The sequence below is a fragment of the Sulfurospirillum arcachonense DSM 9755 genome (assembly GCF_000597725.1).
GTDB classification, from domain to species: Bacteria; Campylobacterota; Campylobacteria; order Campylobacterales; family Sulfurospirillaceae; genus Sulfurospirillum_A; species Sulfurospirillum_A arcachonense.
In genome coordinates this window covers 96,521-113,439 of record NZ_JFBL01000006.1, presented here as the reverse complement: position 1 = coordinate 113,439, position 16,919 = coordinate 96,521, and the positions used below count along the sequence as shown (strand labels likewise).

Annotated in this window: 9 protein-coding genes; 4 read left to right on the top strand and 5 right to left on the bottom strand. The window is 33.6% G+C overall.

Going from position 1 to position 16,919, the window contains the following annotated elements:
• Nucleotides 1-187 precede the first annotated feature (187 nt).
• Complete coding sequence (locus K354_RS0106465) at nucleotides 188-6,559, top strand: retention module-containing protein (RefSeq protein ID WP_024954688.1); 6,372 nt, start codon at nucleotides 188-190, stop codon at nucleotides 6,557-6,559.
• Between the two features lie 94 nt (nucleotides 6,560-6,653).
• Here the strand turns inward: K354_RS0106465 and prpF are convergent, their stop codons facing one another.
• The 5 genes from prpF to K354_RS0106440 are packed head-to-tail and all read right to left on the bottom strand — an operon-like array spanning nucleotide 6,654 to nucleotide 14,363.
• Nucleotides 6,654-7,820, bottom strand: coding sequence for a 2-methylaconitate cis-trans isomerase PrpF (gene prpF, locus K354_RS0106460; RefSeq protein ID WP_024954687.1), 1,167 nt, complete (start codon nucleotides 7,818-7,820; stop codon nucleotides 6,654-6,656).
• Between the two features lies 1 nt (nucleotide 7,821).
• Nucleotides 7,822-10,413, bottom strand: a complete 2,592-nt coding sequence (acnD, locus tag K354_RS0106455; RefSeq protein WP_024954686.1) for a Fe/S-dependent 2-methylisocitrate dehydratase AcnD — start codon at nucleotides 10,411-10,413, stop codon at nucleotides 7,822-7,824.
• A gap of 1 nt (nucleotide 10,414) precedes the next feature.
• Nucleotides 10,415-11,566: a bifunctional 2-methylcitrate synthase/citrate synthase gene (gene prpC, locus K354_RS0106450; protein WP_024954685.1), complete on the bottom strand. Its 1,152-nt coding sequence runs from the start codon at nucleotides 11,564-11,566 to the stop codon at nucleotides 10,415-10,417.
• A gap of 12 nt (nucleotides 11,567-11,578) precedes the next feature.
• The gene (prpB, locus tag K354_RS0106445) at nucleotides 11,579-12,451 is read right to left on the bottom strand and encodes a methylisocitrate lyase (protein WP_024954684.1); all 873 of its coding nucleotides are present in this window, start codon (nucleotides 12,449-12,451) and stop codon (nucleotides 11,579-11,581) included.
• Nucleotides 12,452-12,464: 13 nt separating this feature from the next.
• Nucleotides 12,465-14,363, bottom strand: coding sequence for a propionyl-CoA synthetase (locus tag K354_RS0106440; RefSeq protein ID WP_024954683.1), 1,899 nt, complete (start codon nucleotides 14,361-14,363; stop codon nucleotides 12,465-12,467).
• Between the two features lie 170 nt (nucleotides 14,364-14,533).
• Between K354_RS0106440 and K354_RS0106435 the strand changes: the two genes are divergently transcribed.
• From K354_RS0106435 to K354_RS0106425, 3 genes are all read left to right on the top strand, one after another.
• Entirely contained in the window at nucleotides 14,534-15,508 is a 975-nt protein-coding gene (locus K354_RS0106435; protein WP_024954682.1) for a helix-turn-helix domain-containing protein, read from the top strand.
• 11 nt (nucleotides 15,509-15,519) lie between these two features.
• Nucleotides 15,520-15,897, top strand: a complete 378-nt coding sequence (locus tag K354_RS0106430; RefSeq protein ID WP_024954681.1) for a DUF423 domain-containing protein — start codon at nucleotides 15,520-15,522, stop codon at nucleotides 15,895-15,897.
• 100 nt (nucleotides 15,898-15,997) lie between these two features.
• Nucleotides 15,998-16,888 carry a DMT family transporter gene (locus K354_RS0106425; protein WP_024954680.1) on the top strand — a complete coding sequence of 297 codons (891 nt, stop codon included), beginning with the start codon at nucleotides 15,998-16,000 and terminating at the stop codon, nucleotides 16,886-16,888.
• Nucleotides 16,889-16,919 lie beyond the last annotated feature (31 nt).

The following is a 16,919-nucleotide window of genomic DNA, read 5'->3' as shown; positions in this document are numbered from 1 at the left end:
ATACTATACTAAAGAAGTAATCCTCCAAATAACGCATATATAGCTTTTAATTAACGCATAAATTTCATACGTGACTAAAACGTGATTTATCTAAATTTTTACTATTATTTCTACTCCTAAAGTTGTATATAAATAAAGATATTCTCTTGATATTATGGCAGTAATGATTAAAAATAAAGGATATCTTATGGCAAAGGTCGGAACAATAAAAGAGTTATCAGGGGTAGCTAAAGCAGTATCAACAGATGGTACTACTAGAGTTTTAGTTGTAGGTGATTCTATTAATGAAGGTGATGTTGTATCAACTGTTGGTAGTACAAGTAGCGTTAAGTTGAGTTTTGACAATGGTAAAGAATTAATTCTTAGTGGGGATGAAAGAGCTCTTTTAGACCAATCAGTCATTTCGAGCGAAACAGTTTCAGATCCAGATATTCAAGCTGCACAACAAGCCATTTTAGCTGGAGGAGAGTTACCAGATGAGGCAACAGCAGCTGGAGATGGTGGTGCACAAGGAGAAGGTGGTTTTACAGAAGCATATACAGCTGATAGAAGCGATGCAAGAGGGGATGTAAGTACATATAATTTAGGTACAGATGGACCAGTCACTCCACCAATACAAAGTGATGATATTGGTGCTAATCAACCACCTGAAGCAACAGATGATTTTGCAGAAGCATTTGAAAATGTTTTATATACAGGTAATTTACTAGATAATGATTTTGATGATGGATTACCAAATCCTCCAGGTGGATTAGATGTATTTTCTGTAAATGGTATAGGTGACACTAATGGAGATGGATTTATAGTTATAACAACAGAATTTGGTGAGCTTAGTGTAAATGTAGATACTGGTGATTATGAGTATATAAGCAACTATGATCCTTTAGCATATGGTGAAAACGTTATAGAAACTTTTGAATACGTTGTAACTGATGGACAGTTGACAGATACAGCAACATTAGAAATAACTCTTAATGGAACTAATGACCAACCAGAAGCAGATACACTTTTAGATACTGGATGGTTACTAAGTGTAGTTGGTGGAGATGAAGAAGGTTCTGGTGATAATGATGGACCATCAACACTTTCAGTATTAGCTGTAGAAAATAGTGTAGATTTAAGTGAAATAAATAATTTTATTGGAGGAAGTGTAGGTGCACAAGATGCAATAGACCCTTCAGAAGATCCGACAAATGGTTCCGCATTAAAATTAACAGTTTTAGTGGAAGCTGGAGAAACAGTAAACTTTAATTGGACATTTTATGATGCAGAAGAAGAAGGACAAAATGAGTACAGTGATTTTTCTTTTGTAGTAATTGATGGTCAAGAGATACAACTTTTAGCAAGTGCTTTTGATGCAGGAGCTATTAACAATGGAGTATTTAGTCATACTTTTGCAGATGCAGGAAATCATGAAATTGTTTTTGGTGTTATGAATGAAGATGATACAGCGGTAAGTCCAGCTTTACAAGTTGTTCATACATCTGGAGGTACAATTGTTGGTGAAGATTCTATAGGTGTTGTAGAAACAACAGGTGATATTTATGAAACTAGTGATTTAGATGAAGTGGATACAAGCGAAGATAATATAGTAGCTAATGATGAAGATATAAATGTACTTTCAGGAAGTCTTTTAGCAAATGATTTAGATGCAAGTGATACTCATATTTTTAGATTGATTGATATGGATGCAGAAAATACAGTATTAGTTGCTTATGATAGTGGTAATGATGAGACAAATGAAAATAGTCAAATTCAAATGGAAGTTAGCTCTACTGATATTGATACGGAAGCACTTGATATACAAAGCATAACACTATTTACAAATGATCAAGAAGATAGGGTTAGTGATTTTGAAATAAAAGGTGATTTTGGAGCTCTTGGTGTTGGAGAAAGTGCCACTATAACTTTTCAATTTGTTGCAGATGATATGCATGGATTTGGTGAAGGAGAGTTACCAAATGAGCCTTCTATAAGTGAACCAATGACTGTAACAATGACTGTTTTAGGAACAAATGATCAACCAGTAGTTTCAGATGTGCAAATTAATGTTACAGAAGCATCTCTTGACGATATTATGCCACCATCTGAAGGAGAATATGATAATTTTACTGACCAAGATATGATTAGCATGGAAGATTATAGTTATACAGGACAGCTTCTAGTAAGTGATGATGATGTAAATGATATGGGACTACATACATTTGAATGGAATCCAGAATCATTTAGCCTCTCTTTAAGTACATCAAATGCAATAATTTTAAACTTGATAGCAGAACATGATGTTAGCCCAGAAAATGTTGAGGAATTTATAGAAAATATGACAGAAGGTTTTATAGATTTCAGTTATGAAGATAATAATCCTACAGATGGGGTTATGGAATCAGCAACTTTGAGTACAGTTGATTTATCACCAGAGCTTATTGGTTATCTTTTAGAGAGTGGATTTTTAAACATAGATGTACAAGAAGATGGACAATTTAGTGTTTCAAGTCTACTATTTAATTTGCTAGGAGCAAATGATAGTATTTCTATCTCTTTTGATTACAGAGCTGATGATACAAGAGGTCAAAATGGAACAGATGGATATAATGAAGACTCAGTAAGTGAATGGGCAACGCTCACACTAACAATTGATGGTACAAATGATCAACCAGTGGCACAGCCATTTACAACAACTTTAAATGAAAGTTCATTAATCGATATAGGGGATAATGAAGACGTTAGATTTGAAGGAACTTTAGCTGGAGGACAAGAAGGTCCACATGATTTTTATCCTCTAATGGGAAGATTGTTTGGAGAGATGGATGAAGATTTACTAGACATTGCTACAATGAAATATTTTCAAGGAGAAGCGGAGGTTCTTACCGTACAACCTGCTGAAGGAAGATATGACCATGTAGTCGATACAATACAAACAACAGTACATGTAAATGAAAATGGAACTTTTAGTATTGAAAACCCTACTTTTGATAATTTAGCATATGGGGAAAGTGTAACAGTAACGTTTGATTATTATATAGATGATATGTCAGATAATGATGTAGGTGAAGCACATGATACTTCAGAAAATCCACATGAATTAACGCATAGTGAGCCTCAAAGTATAACTGTTACTATCATGGGGACAAATGATCAACCAGTAATACAAAGTGTTGCAACAACACAAGATAATTACTATGAAGCGATGGGTGTTCCAAGTGATAGTGAAGATGCACGAGAAATAACAGGTAGTTTAACTCAAGATTTTTTAGATGATGATACTAATGACATACCAAATTTACATTATGTAAGTATAGATGATGGTGTATTTAATGCAGCAGATAATGATGAGTTAAATGCAAGTGTAAATCTACAAGTAGTAAATGAAATCTATAATGGGTCAAATCTTAATATAAATGCATCTGATATCAATATTGATCTTGATGAAGACGGGAACTTTACGCTAATAAGTGATAAGTTTAATGATCTTGGAGAAGGAGAGTCATTAGATGTTACATTCTATGTAAAAATCACAGATGAATCAAATAGTACAAATGGTGAATCAATAGAGAGTGAAACAAAAGTAGTAACAGTTCATATTGAAGGAACTAATGACCAGCCAGTTGTGACTGCTGTGAACGCTAATGGGGAATCTATAGTTTATGAAGAACATAATGGTTTAAATACTTTTGAAAACACACTTCCAGATGCAGTAGATAATGATGTAAATGATACACATGAGTACTTCGGTGTTGAAGGAGATAATTCTGGTATTGATTATGAAGTTGATTCACCTGTACCGGTGAGCATTACAAATATAGTTGTAAATACTGATGGAACATATTCTGTAGTTGGAGATTTTAATAATTTAGCATTTGGAGAAGAGGCTGTTGTTACATTTGAGTATTATGCAGTAGATAGTAGTACAACTCAGCTAAATGGTGAACCAAATATCTCTGAACCAGAAACAGTTACATTAACTATTACAGGAACAAATGATGCACCAGTCATTACAACAGATAGTGGAACAGATGTGTTTTTTACAAGTGAAAGTGCAGGTTTTGATAATACGCTTATAGCTTATACTTTAAATTCAAATGGAGAACCAGAAAATCCAGTTGTAGTTGTGGCATCCTCAAAAGGTGGACATAGTAATGGTGACTTGATGGCTGAACTTGATGCATCTATAGATGATGTACATTTTGCAATCATAGCACAAGGTCATAATGTTTATGAAACTATAACGAGTTTAGCATTTGATAACAGTGGAGCTTACCCAGTACTACAAGTAAATGGATCTACTTCAACTGCAAATGTTTACTATGATATAAATGAATTTAATGTTGGTGGAAATGATCACTTTGATGTAACTGACAATGGTGATGGAACTTTTACAATTAGTATGGAAGATCTTGACTTAGGTGATAACGATAGAGTTGATTTGGTTGTTAAACTTGTTGGAGATAGTACAGAAGGATATGTAAAAGAATTGCCAGATGGGGATGAATATGAAAATGTAGCAATATTAAAAACTACAGGTTCGTTAACTTTCGATGATGTTGATTTGTCTGACAGCCATACTATAAGAGTTTCTTCTGATGTTTCAGGATATTTGGGAACATTTATTCCTATTATATCTGAAGCAGCAACTGGTTCTGCAGTAGGTGAAATACAGTGGAGTTTTGAAGTAAATGATGCTGATGTTGATTACTTGGCAGAAGGTCAGACTTTAACACAAACATATACTATAGAAGTAGACGATGGACATGGTGGAACTGACACTCAAGATGTTGCAATTACGATTGAGGGAACTAATGATGCTCCAGAAGTTGTTGGAACATCCGCTACTGGACTTGAAGATAGTACTGGAATTGAAGTTGTGTTAAGTGGAAGTGATGTTGATGGATATATTGATTTTTTTACTATTAGTTCAGAACCAGCTAATGGAACTCTATGGTTAGGCACAACGCAACTTTATACAGGAGATACAGTTGATGCTTCTGCTGATAATGCTACAGTGATATTTGTTCCAAATGAAAATTGGAGTGGTGATACATCATTTAACTATACTGCAACTGATAATACTGGTAGTACAGATACAACACCAGCTGTAGCAAATATAAATGTTGATCCAGTAGCAGATGCTCCAGAATTAAGTATAAGTATAAGCGAGGGAGTTTATACTGAAGCAGTTATGAATGAATTGGGTTTATCTGATTTTAATATATATGCATATAAAGATATAGATGATGCAGATTATAGAATTGCACATGGCCCAGATAAAGGCATATATTTAGAAAATGATGCTTTAAATGATAACAAAGCAGTGATATATGAAAATGGTGGAAATGGTATTGGAGTTACAAGTAAATACTGGTTTTTTGGACCATCTTATGAAAGTACAAATCAGGGAGCTAAGGTAATTGACGAAGGTGAAGGCGTATTGATTGACTTGAGTGTTTCTACAACTTCTGCTGAGGTTAGTTTTAAACATGCATTAGATGATGTAATCGGTTGGAAAGCATATAATTCTGATAATAAATTAGTTGCTTCAGGTGTGACACCTAAATACTCTAGTAATGATTCAATTTTTGAATATACAATTGATCCTATAGGTGATGTTGAATTTCAATATATTACAATTTATGCTACTTGTAAAAGTGGTAGTGGAAAATATGGATTCAACATTAAAAATGTAACTGTTGAAAATGGTGTTGCAGAGGCTGGTTATTATACTTATGCTTTAGCTTTAAGTGCTCAACTAACAGATAGTAATGAACTACTTTCAGATATTAGCATTGAAAATATGCCTGATAGTGCTATTTTATATGTAAATGGAGTTGAAGCTACGGCAGTAGATGGTGTTTATACAGTAAGCCAAAATGATACTATAGAAGTACGTAGTGAAAGTGATATTGATTTAAGTAGTATTGTTACTAGTGTTACTTCAACAGAACAATATAATATTGGTACACCAAATGATGTAGCAGATGATAGTGCTATTACAACAGTTGTTAACAATGATCTTGATGGTGATACTGAGGTAGTTATGGGTTTAGGTAACGATCAATTGATAGTTGGCGATGATATCGAAGGTCATGCAAGTGTTGATATGGGTGCAGGGAATGATCAATTGATAGTAGGTGATGATATTCAAGGTCATGCAACTGTTGATATGGGAGCAGGAAATGATATTGTTGAGTTTACCGGAGAAGATGACTCAAGTGATACAAATGGTCGTATTGAATCAGGTGCACATGTAGACTTTGGATTTGGCGAAGACACACTGATATTAGATTCTGGAGCTACAATGCTTAATCTTGAAAATATTGAAAATCTTGAGATTGTTGAGCTTAAGGGGGCTACTTTATCAGATGATATTAAAATCTCAGATGTATTTTCTGCAACAGATGAAGACAATGAATTAGTAATAACAGGAGAAGGAGAGGTTACTGTAGATATTGAATGGGGAACGGGTACAGTTGATGGAGATGTAACAGTATACTCTTCTATGTATAATTCAAATGGAACTGATTATGCAGTAACACTACAAGTTGATACTGATTTAATTATTTAAATCTCTTTACATGTAAGCCTTTGGGCTTACATGTAATAATAAGTCAAATGTCATTGCCTAATTTTTGCATATTCTTTACATGTAAAGAGTGCTATTATTTCATAGTTTCGCTTGGAACATGAACTACGCCATCCATAATGATTCTAGCACTTCTACTCATGCTAGCTTTTTCAACTATATTGTTTTTACCAATAACAGCACCAACTTTTAAAGTTCCAGATGGATGACCAAAAGTAACAGTGTCTTTTTCACCACCACCGCTAGCAATATTTACTAGAGTTCCAGGGATACAAGCAGCACAACCAATAGCGACTGAAGCAGTTCCCATCATAGCATGATGAAGTTGTCCCATAGAAAGAGCTCTTACATTTAAATCTATGTCATTTGTCGTGATTTTTTTACCACTTGAAGTGGTGTAGTTCTGTGCTTTTGAAATAAAAGCAATTTTAGGAGTATGTGCCCTTGTTTTAGCCTCATTAATATCTGTAATGAGACCCATTTTAATAGCTCCATAAGCACGAATAGCTTCAAATTTTTTAAGAGCTTCAGTATCAGAATTAATATCTGATTGTAACTCTGTACCTTTATATCCAAGCGCATCAGCATTTAAAAATATAGTAGGAATTCCAGCCATAATCATGGTTGTTTTAAATGTACCAATTCCTGGAACTTCTAAGTCATCTACTAAATTTCCAGTTGGAAACAGAGCTTCACTTGGGTCTACTGGAGCAACAAATTCTAATTTTAACTCTGCAGCAGGAAAAGCTATACCATCTATCTCATAATCGCCTATTTCTTGAATACATCCATTTTTCATAGGAACATAACATAGTATAGTTTTTTGGATATTTGCTTGCCAGATTTTTACGCATTGGATACCGTCTGTGACAAGATTGTCAACATAACCACTTTTTATTGCAAATGGACCAACTGCGGAAGATAAGTTACCACAATTTCCACTCCAATCCATAAAGGCTTTGTCAATTGCAACTTGACCAAAATAGTAATCTACATCATGATTTGGTTGTGAACTTTTTTCAATTAAAACAGTTTTACTTGTGCTTGAAGTTGCACCACCCATACCATCAATTTGCTTTCCATAAGGATCAGGACTTCCAACCACTCTTAAAAGTAATTTATCTCTAGCATCTCCAGGAATTTGCGCTTCTTTAGGCAAATCTTCAATTCTAAAAAAAGTTCCCTTACTAGTCCCCCCACGCATATATGTAGCAGGTACTTTCATTTGTGTTTTATAACTCATCTTATGCTCCAGCTACAAAGTCTTTAGCAAACTTTTGTAAAATTCCACCAGCATTATATACTTCAACTTCTGCAGTTGTATCTAGTCTACATGTAACAGGTATATTCACAATTTCGCTATTTTTTCTAGTCATAATAACATTGAGTGTAGTCCTTGGACTAATTTGCCCTTGTATATCATAAGTTTCACTTCCATCAATTTTATAAGTATGCCTAGTTTCACCATCTTTGAATTGTAGTGGTAAAACACCCATACCCACTAAATTAGTTCTGTGAATTCTCTCAATACTTTCAGCTACAAGTACTTCAACACCAGCAAGCCTTACACCTTTTGCAGCCCAGTCACGTGAACTTCCTTGCCCATAATTTGTACCAGCAATAATAATAAGAGGCTGTTTTCTTTTTTGATAAGCTTCAATCGCTTCCCACATTCTTGTAACTCTACCTTCAGGCTCAATACGTGCAAGTGAACCTTGTTTTACAGATCCATTTTCATTGATAACCATTTCATTAAAAAGTTTTGGATTTGCTAGTGTGGCACGAACTGCAGTATTATGATCACCACGATGTGTTGCATACGAGTTTAAATCCTCAACGGGAAGACTCATTTTCAGACAATACTCTCCTGATGCACTTGTTGGCAAAATAGCATTTGAAGGAGAGAGGTGATCAGTCGTTATATTATCAGGAAATACCCCTAATGCTCTCATCCCTTTAAGGGCAGGTTTTCCCATATATTCATCTTCCCAATAAGGTGGTTTTTGAATATAGGTACTTTTTGGGTTCCAATTATAAAATGGAGATATTTTAATACCACTTAGAGCATTTTTAGCAAACATAGGGTCATAAATTTCACCAAACATTTCAGGTTTTACAGATTGAGCTACTACAGCATCAATTTCATTATCACTTGGCCATAAATCTTTTAAGGTAATAGGATTTCCATTGTTGTCAGTGCCTAATATATCTTTTTCAATATCAAACCTAATAGATCCAGCCAGTGCATAAGCCACTACTAATGGAGGTGAAGCTAAAAATGCCTCTTTTACATAAGGATGTATTCTTCCATCAAAGTTTCGATTACCTGATAATACGGCAGTTGTATAGATATCATTATCAACAGCTTCTGTTTGTATTGCAGGATCTAGTGCACCACTCATACCATTACATGTAGTACATGCAAATCCAACAATCCCAAATCCAAGTTTTTCAAGCTCATGAAGTAAGTTTGAGTCTTTTAGATATGCTTCAACTACTTTTGATCCAGGTGCGAGTGAAGATTTTACCCATGGTTTTCTTTTTAAACCCAATTCATTGGCTTTTTTTGCCAATAAACCAGCAGCTACGACATTTCTAGGATTTGAGGTATTGGTACACGAGGTAATCGCTGCTATTAAAACAGCACCATCTGGCATTTTATCTCCATCTATCATATACTCTTTTGTAATGCCTTCATCTTTTAGAGTTGAAGTTGGAACTAATTTATGTGGTTTTGAAGGGCCTGCTAAACTTCTGCTTACTGTTGATAAATCAAATGTTAACTTTCTTGCATAGCTTGCATTTGCTAAAGAGTTAGCCCACAAACCATTTGCTTTTGCATACGTTTCAACAAGATTTACTTGTTTTGATTCTCTTCCTGTTAATGTTAGGTATTCCAATGTTTGCTCATCAATTCCAAACATAGCAGCACTTGCCCCATATTCAGGTGTCATATTTGAAATAGTAGCACGATCACCTAAAGTCAAATAGGATAATCCTTCTCCATAAAATTCTAAAAAAGAAGAAATAACATTGTTTTGTCTTAAAAAACTGGTTAAAGATAAGGCAATATCAGTAGCTGTAATACCTTCTTTTCTTTTTCCAATTATATTGACACCAATAATCTCAGGAACTCTCATATAAGAAGGATTCCCAAGCATTACATTTTCAGCTTCTAACCCACCTACACCAATAGCAATAATACCAAGTGAATCAACATGAGGAGTATGACTATCTGTTCCAACTAGTGTATCAGGAAATGCTACACCATCAACATTATGGATAACAGGAGACATTTTTTCTAAGTTTATTTGATGCATAATTCCATTGCCTGGAGGAATAACATCTACATTATCAAATGCTTCTTTTGTCCAGTTAATAAAATGAAATCTATCAGCGTTTCTTCTGTCTTCTATAGCTCTATTTTTAGAAAATGCATCAGGATCAAATCCTCCACATTCAACAGCTAAAGAGTGATCTACTATGAGTTGTGTTGGCACTACAGGATTGACTTTTTCAGGGTCACCACCTTGTGCTGCAATTGCTTCTCTAAGACCTGCAAGATCAACTAAAGCAGTAAGCCCAAGTATATCATGAGTAACAACTCGACTAGGAAACCAAGGAAAATCTCTGTCATCTCTTTGTTCAATAAGCTGAATAAGTGAGTTTTTTAAATCTTCCTCTGGACATTTTCTGATTAAGTTTTCAGCTAGTACACGAGAAGTATAGTTAAGTTTTTCAAAAGAATTTTTTTGAATTTCCTCAACAGCCATTTTTACATCATAATAGCTTGTATTAAAACCTTCTAACTTTTTGAGATATTTATCTTTTTTCATATTATTCTCTTTTATCTAAAGGAATAAATTCTAAGTTATTAGGACCAATATATTGTGCAGAAGGGCGAATAATCTTACCATCTTCACGTTGTTCAATGACATGAGCTCCCCAGCCTGATGTACGAGCAATTACAAATAATGGAGTAAACATATCTGTAGGAACTCCCATTTGATTGTAAGAAACGGCTGAAAACCAATCTAGATTAGGAAACATTTTTTTAGTATCCCACATAATAGATTCTATACGTGAAGCTACATCGTACATAAGCATATTGTTATTTTCTTGCGATAATTGTTTTGCCACTTTTTTAATGACAACATTTCTAGGATCACTTAGCGTATAAACAGGATGACCAAAACCAATAATAATCTCTTTTTTTGCCATTCTCTCTTTTATATCAATTTGGGCTTCATCTGGTGAAGAGTATCTTTGTTGAATTTTGAAAGCTTCTTCATTAGCCCCACCATGTTTTGGTCCTCTTAAAGCACCAATTCCACCAGTGATAGCTGAGTACATATCTGAATTAGTTCCAGCAATCACACGTGAGGTAAATGTAGAAGCATTAAATTCGTGTTCAGCATAAAGAATAAGAGATATATGCATAGCTCTTACCCATGATTCTTTAGGTTTTTCTCCATGAAGTAAATGTAAAAAATGAGCGGCAATAGTATCATCATCTGTTTGTAAATCAATTTTTTTGTTGTTATGAGTATAGTGGTACCAATATAATAGCATTGAACCAAATGATGCCATAAGTCTATCAACAATATCTTGTGCTTTGTCTTTTTGATGTTTTAAGTCTTCAGGCTCAATACATCCTAGTGCTGAACAACCAGTTCTCATGACATCCATAGGATGTGTAGATTTTGGTAATTGTTCTAATACAATTTTAACTGTATCTGGAAGATTACGATATGACTTTAGTTTTGTTTTATAGGCTGTAAGTTCTGTTTTATTTGGTAGCTTTTCATGGACAATTAAATACGCGATTTCTTCAAATTCTGCTTCTGTAGCAAATTCTAATATATCATATCCTCTATAGTGTAAATCATTTCCAGTAAGACCTACTGTACAAATAGCTGTATTTCCTGCAGCTGTACCTGATAGGGCAACAGATTTTTTAGGTTTAAATCCTGTTTTTTCAGTACTCATAATCTACTCCTTTTATTTGTTTTTAGAAAAAAGTGCATCTAGTTTATCTTCATACGAATGATAATCTAACATGTCATATAGTTCCATTCTTGTTTGCATTATGTCCAATGTACTACTTTGTGTTCCTTTGTTTATGATTGCATCAAAAACACTTAGCGCAGCTTTGTTCATAGCACGAAAACCTGATAAAGGATAAAGCACCATGCTTATTCCTACACTTGCTAACTCTTCTACTGTAAACATGGGAGTTGCGCCAAATTCGGTAATATTTGCTAATACAGGTACTTTGATGACATTTGTGAAGTCTTCGTATTCTTTTAGTGTATGAATAGCTTCAGCAAATATCATATCAGCTCCTGCGTCAACATAAGCCTGGGCACGTTTAAGTGCAGCTGCTTGTCCTTCACTTGCGTGAGCATCAGTTCTAGCCATAATTACAAAATCAAGATCAGTTTTGGCATCTACTGCTGCCTTTATTCGATCACACATTTCTTCAATACTGACTAATTCTTTATTAGGTCTATGCCCACATCTTTTTTGAGCTACTTGGTCTTCTATATGACATCCTGCTGCTCCAGCTTTCGTCATTTCTCTAACAGTACGAGCGATATTAAAAGCTCCTCCCCAACCAGTATCTGCATCAACTAAAAGAGGCAAGTCACAACGTCCAGTAATTCTTCTTATATCAATACAAACATCTTCTAACATTGTCATACCAAGGTCTGGTAATCCATAACTTGCATTTGCAACACCTGCACCTGATAGGTAAAGTGCTTTTGCTCCAGCACGTTTAGCTTGAATAGCACTATATGCATTAATAACACCCAATATTTGTAAAGGACTTTGCTTTTGTAATGCTTCTCTAAATTTTTTTCCTGCGCTCATATATTATCCTTTATTATTTTGTTTTTGGGTAACCAAGAGCTTTAATTGACTCTTGTATTTCTGGAAGAACAGTAGCATCTTCTATTGTTGAAGGCATATTCCATTCTTTTCCATCTGCCATACTTCTCATAGTTCCACGTAAGATTTTTCCACTTCTTGTTTTAGGGAGTCTTTGAACCACTGTAGCAATTCTAAAACTTGCCACTGGCCCAATTTCATCTCGAACAAGTTGAATAACTCCCTCAGCAAGAGAGCGTGGATCTCTTTCTATACCTTCTTTTAAAACAACAAACCCCATTGGAACTTCACCTTTAAGTTCATCATCAACACCAATTACTGCACACTCAGCAACATCAGGATGTTTTGCTACTACTTCTTCCATCTCTCCAGTTGATAGTCTATGACCTGCAACATTTATAACACCATCCATACGTCCCATCACCCAAACATAACCATCTTTATCAATATATCCAGAATCTCCAGTTAAGTAGTATCCATCGTAAAAGTTTAAATAAGAGCGTTTATATCTTGCATCATCCTCCCAAATTCCCATCAAACAACTAGGGGGAAGAGGGAGTTTGATAACTAAGTTTCCAAGTTTATCAGCTTTACACTGTTTACCATTTTCATCAAGAACTTGAAGATTAAATCCTGGCATCGGTTTAGTAGGACTTCCAGGTTTTACTTTCATAGGATCAAGACCCATTGGATTTGAAGCAATTGCCCAACCAGTTTCTGTTTGCCACCAGTGATCAATTACATCTTTACCTGTTACTTTTTGTGTCCATTCTAAAGTAGGAGAATCACAACGTTCACCTGCCATAAAAATATTTTTTAGATTACTCAAATCATATTTTTTAGCCCATTTCCCATCAGGATCTTCTTTTCTAATTGCTCTAAATGCAGTTGGAGCTGAAAAAAGTATATTTACTTTATATTCTTCACAAACTCTCCAAAAAGCACCAGGATTTGGTGTGCGAACAGGTTTTCCTTCATATACAACAGTAGTACAACCATTCATGAGTGGAGCGTATACTATATAAGAGTGTCCAACAACCCAACCAACATCACTAGCTGCCCAAAATACACTGCCTGGTTTTGCATTGTAAACATTATCCATAGACCATTTCATAGCTACAGAATGTCCACCATTACTTCTAATAACACCTTTTGGTTTCCCTGTAGTTCCAGAAGTATAAAGTATATAAAGAGGGTCAATTGCATCTACAGGAACACAATCAACACCATTTGTTTTTTCTTCTTCTAAAGCCCAATCAACATCTCTCCAAGGAAGCATATCAGCTCTTTTTTGTGCTCGTTGGTAAATAAAACAAGTAGTTGGTTTATGAGATGATTTTTTAATAGCTTCATCTAAAAGAGGCTTATAGTGTATAACACGGTTTACTTCAATACCACAACTTGCACTCATAATAACTCTTGGTTTAGCATCTTCTATCCTAGTAGCAAGTTCATGTGCTGCAAAACCTCCAAAAACGACAGAGTGAACTGCACCAATCCTAGCACATGCAAGCATTGCAATTACAGCTTCAGGAATCATAGGCATATAAATAACAACACGGTCACCTTTTACAACACCCTTATTTACGAGCATTCCAGCTGTTTTTGCAACACGATCACGTAATTCTACATATGAGTAAGTTTTTTTAGTATCTGTTACAGGGGAATCATATATGAGTGCAGCTTGACTTCCTCGACCATGGTCTACATGTAAATCTAGTGCGTTGTAACAAGTATTCATACATCCACCGACAAACCATCTATAATGACCATCAACGACATCTAAAACTTTATCCCATTGATGATACCAGTGAACTTTTGTAGCAGCTTCTGCCCAAAATTTTTCAGGATCTTTTATAGATTCGGCATAAACTTTATCATAGATTGCTCCCATTGAATTCTCCTTTAGTTAATTACTTAATTATACTTTATGGACAAAAAATGTGGTTGTACTAAAGTTAGTTTTTAAAAACAATTTATGTACAAGAGTATAAAAAATGTCATAATTTGTATTTTTTGTACAATAACTGTACAATAATGATAACCTTTTTGTGAGAGTTTAATATGTATAAAAGTAGTATCGAAAAAATTATAGAAATCTATAAACGTTCAGAACTTAGTATTTCTAAGTTTGCTAGTATTATTGGAAAAGATAGAAGAACAGTGACTTCTTGGATAGATAAAACGGTAATAAAAAACCCAAGTGAAGAAGTTTTGAAAAAAATTTCAACATTTTTTAGGTATCCAGATTCTATATGGGAAGATGATTGTCAAAATGATGACTTTATGGCATTATTGACTCAAATTCCAAAAGAAGAAATTAAAATTATTGATGAAGGATATTTAGGTGGTTTAAAATATATATTAGAACATGAAGATAAAGAAAGATTTGTCATTCATCCTCAATTTCCTGGACCAATGTACAGAGACACAACAGTTCCTAGAGTATACAGAACAAAAAGTAGTTTAGAAATAGAAGGTTTTAAAAAACAAAGAATATCTAAGATGTTATCATACTCTTTTGAAACAACTGAATGGTATAGTATAAAATCATTATTGAATTTTTGTTTTTCTCCTATTGGAAATTTTTATACCAAAGTACAAAAAATTCAAATATTAGATCTTATATATGATAATTTTCATGAAAATTATAACAAAAGACTCTATTTTTTTGATTCATTTTCAAGAAAAATTTATGGTCTTGATACTGCGTATACGTCTATTAATATAAAAAATGGAGTTATGTTTTTTAAAGCTCCTTTAGAATCAGTTTTTATAGAAGTACGAAATAAAAAACTTATTGAACGTATTCATAGACACTTCACTTTTGGAAGTGAAGCTCCAACACATGTAAATCCAAATGATGCAACATATATATTAAAAATTTTAAAAAATTGTGTTGAACTAGAATTAGGACTAAGTGGTGCTTATGAAGAGTTAAATAGAAAGACTTTTTATGGAGAACTTTTTAAAAACAATATTAGTGTTTCTCTACAAGAGAAACTCTCTCATCCAAGAGATGGTCAAAAAACAAATTAAGTAGGAATAATATGAATAATACAAGTAAACAATTTGCAATATATGGGGCAGTATTTATGGCTTTGGCTGTTAGTTTAGGAGCATTTGGTGCTCATGGTTTAAAAGCTATTGTGAGTAAAGAAATGTTGGTTATTTATCATACCGGAGTTGAGTATCAGTTTTATCATGCCCTTGGACTTTTTGCTGTCTCATTTATAGCTAGTTTTCAAGAAAGTACATTGGTAAAAAGAGCTGGTTATTTTATGATAGCAGGTATAGTTATATTTTCAGGAAGTTTATATGCTATAACATTAAGTGGTATAAAAATACTTGGAGCTATTACACCTATAGGTGGAGTATCTTTTATAGTAGCTTGGATTTTATTAGTTTTTAGTATCAAAAAAATATAAATCTTCAAAATACTCATTAAATAAATATTATTTAAAACTATTGACTATTTGGTCAATGGTTTGTTATACTTTTACTTGACTGATTAGTCAAGGAGAATAAATGATGTTAAAATTAAAATCTTATGCTGTGCCATTTGTTTTTATTGTGCTTTCTGGTGCTGGTTTTGTATTTATAAAAATGGGGTTAGCTTATTCTAGCAGTATGGCTTTTTTAGAGTTGAGATATGTACTTGCGTTTGTAGTTTTACTATTAGTTGCATTAATATTTAGAGTAAAGTTTCCAAAAAGTTTAAATGAGATATTTCATATAAGTGTTGCTGGAATTTTATCTGTAGGACTTTTTTCTATAGGTTGTTTTAATGCAATAGAGTATGGCTTATCACCTGCACTTTGTTCGTTGATTGTTTCTTTGCAACCTATTATTATTTCATTTTTTGCTATGAAGTTTTTAGATGAATCTGTAAGTTTGAAAGCATGGTTTGGTTTAATACTTGGCTTAGTTGGAGTAGGGCTTGTATTAGGACTTAATGGTGAAATCAATAACAATGAGTTAATAGGCTTTTTATTTGCAATGTTGGGGTTGTTTAGTATGAGTTTTGGAAATTTATATCAAAAGAAATATTGCTCAAACATGAATTTGATTACAGGAGGAGTTATTCAGATTTTTGCTTCTGCAATTGTTGTATTGCCTTTATTATATTTTGAAGATGTGAGGGTTTCTTTTAATAGTGAATTTATAGTTGCTTTATCTTATATGTCTGTGGTTGCTAGTATAGGAGTAATGTCTTTGTTATACTACATGATTAGACATGGGGAAGTATCAAAAGTATCTTCTTTATTTTATCTTTTGCCTGTTGCTTCAGCTGTAATAGCGTATTTTATTTTAAATAAGGATATAGAGTTAAATGTATTTATTGGGATTGGAATTGTTCTTATTGCTATGAACTTGATAAATAAAAAACAGCAAGTTCAAGTTGTATTAAAAAAATAAAGAGTATTAGATAAACTAACTAATATTTTAA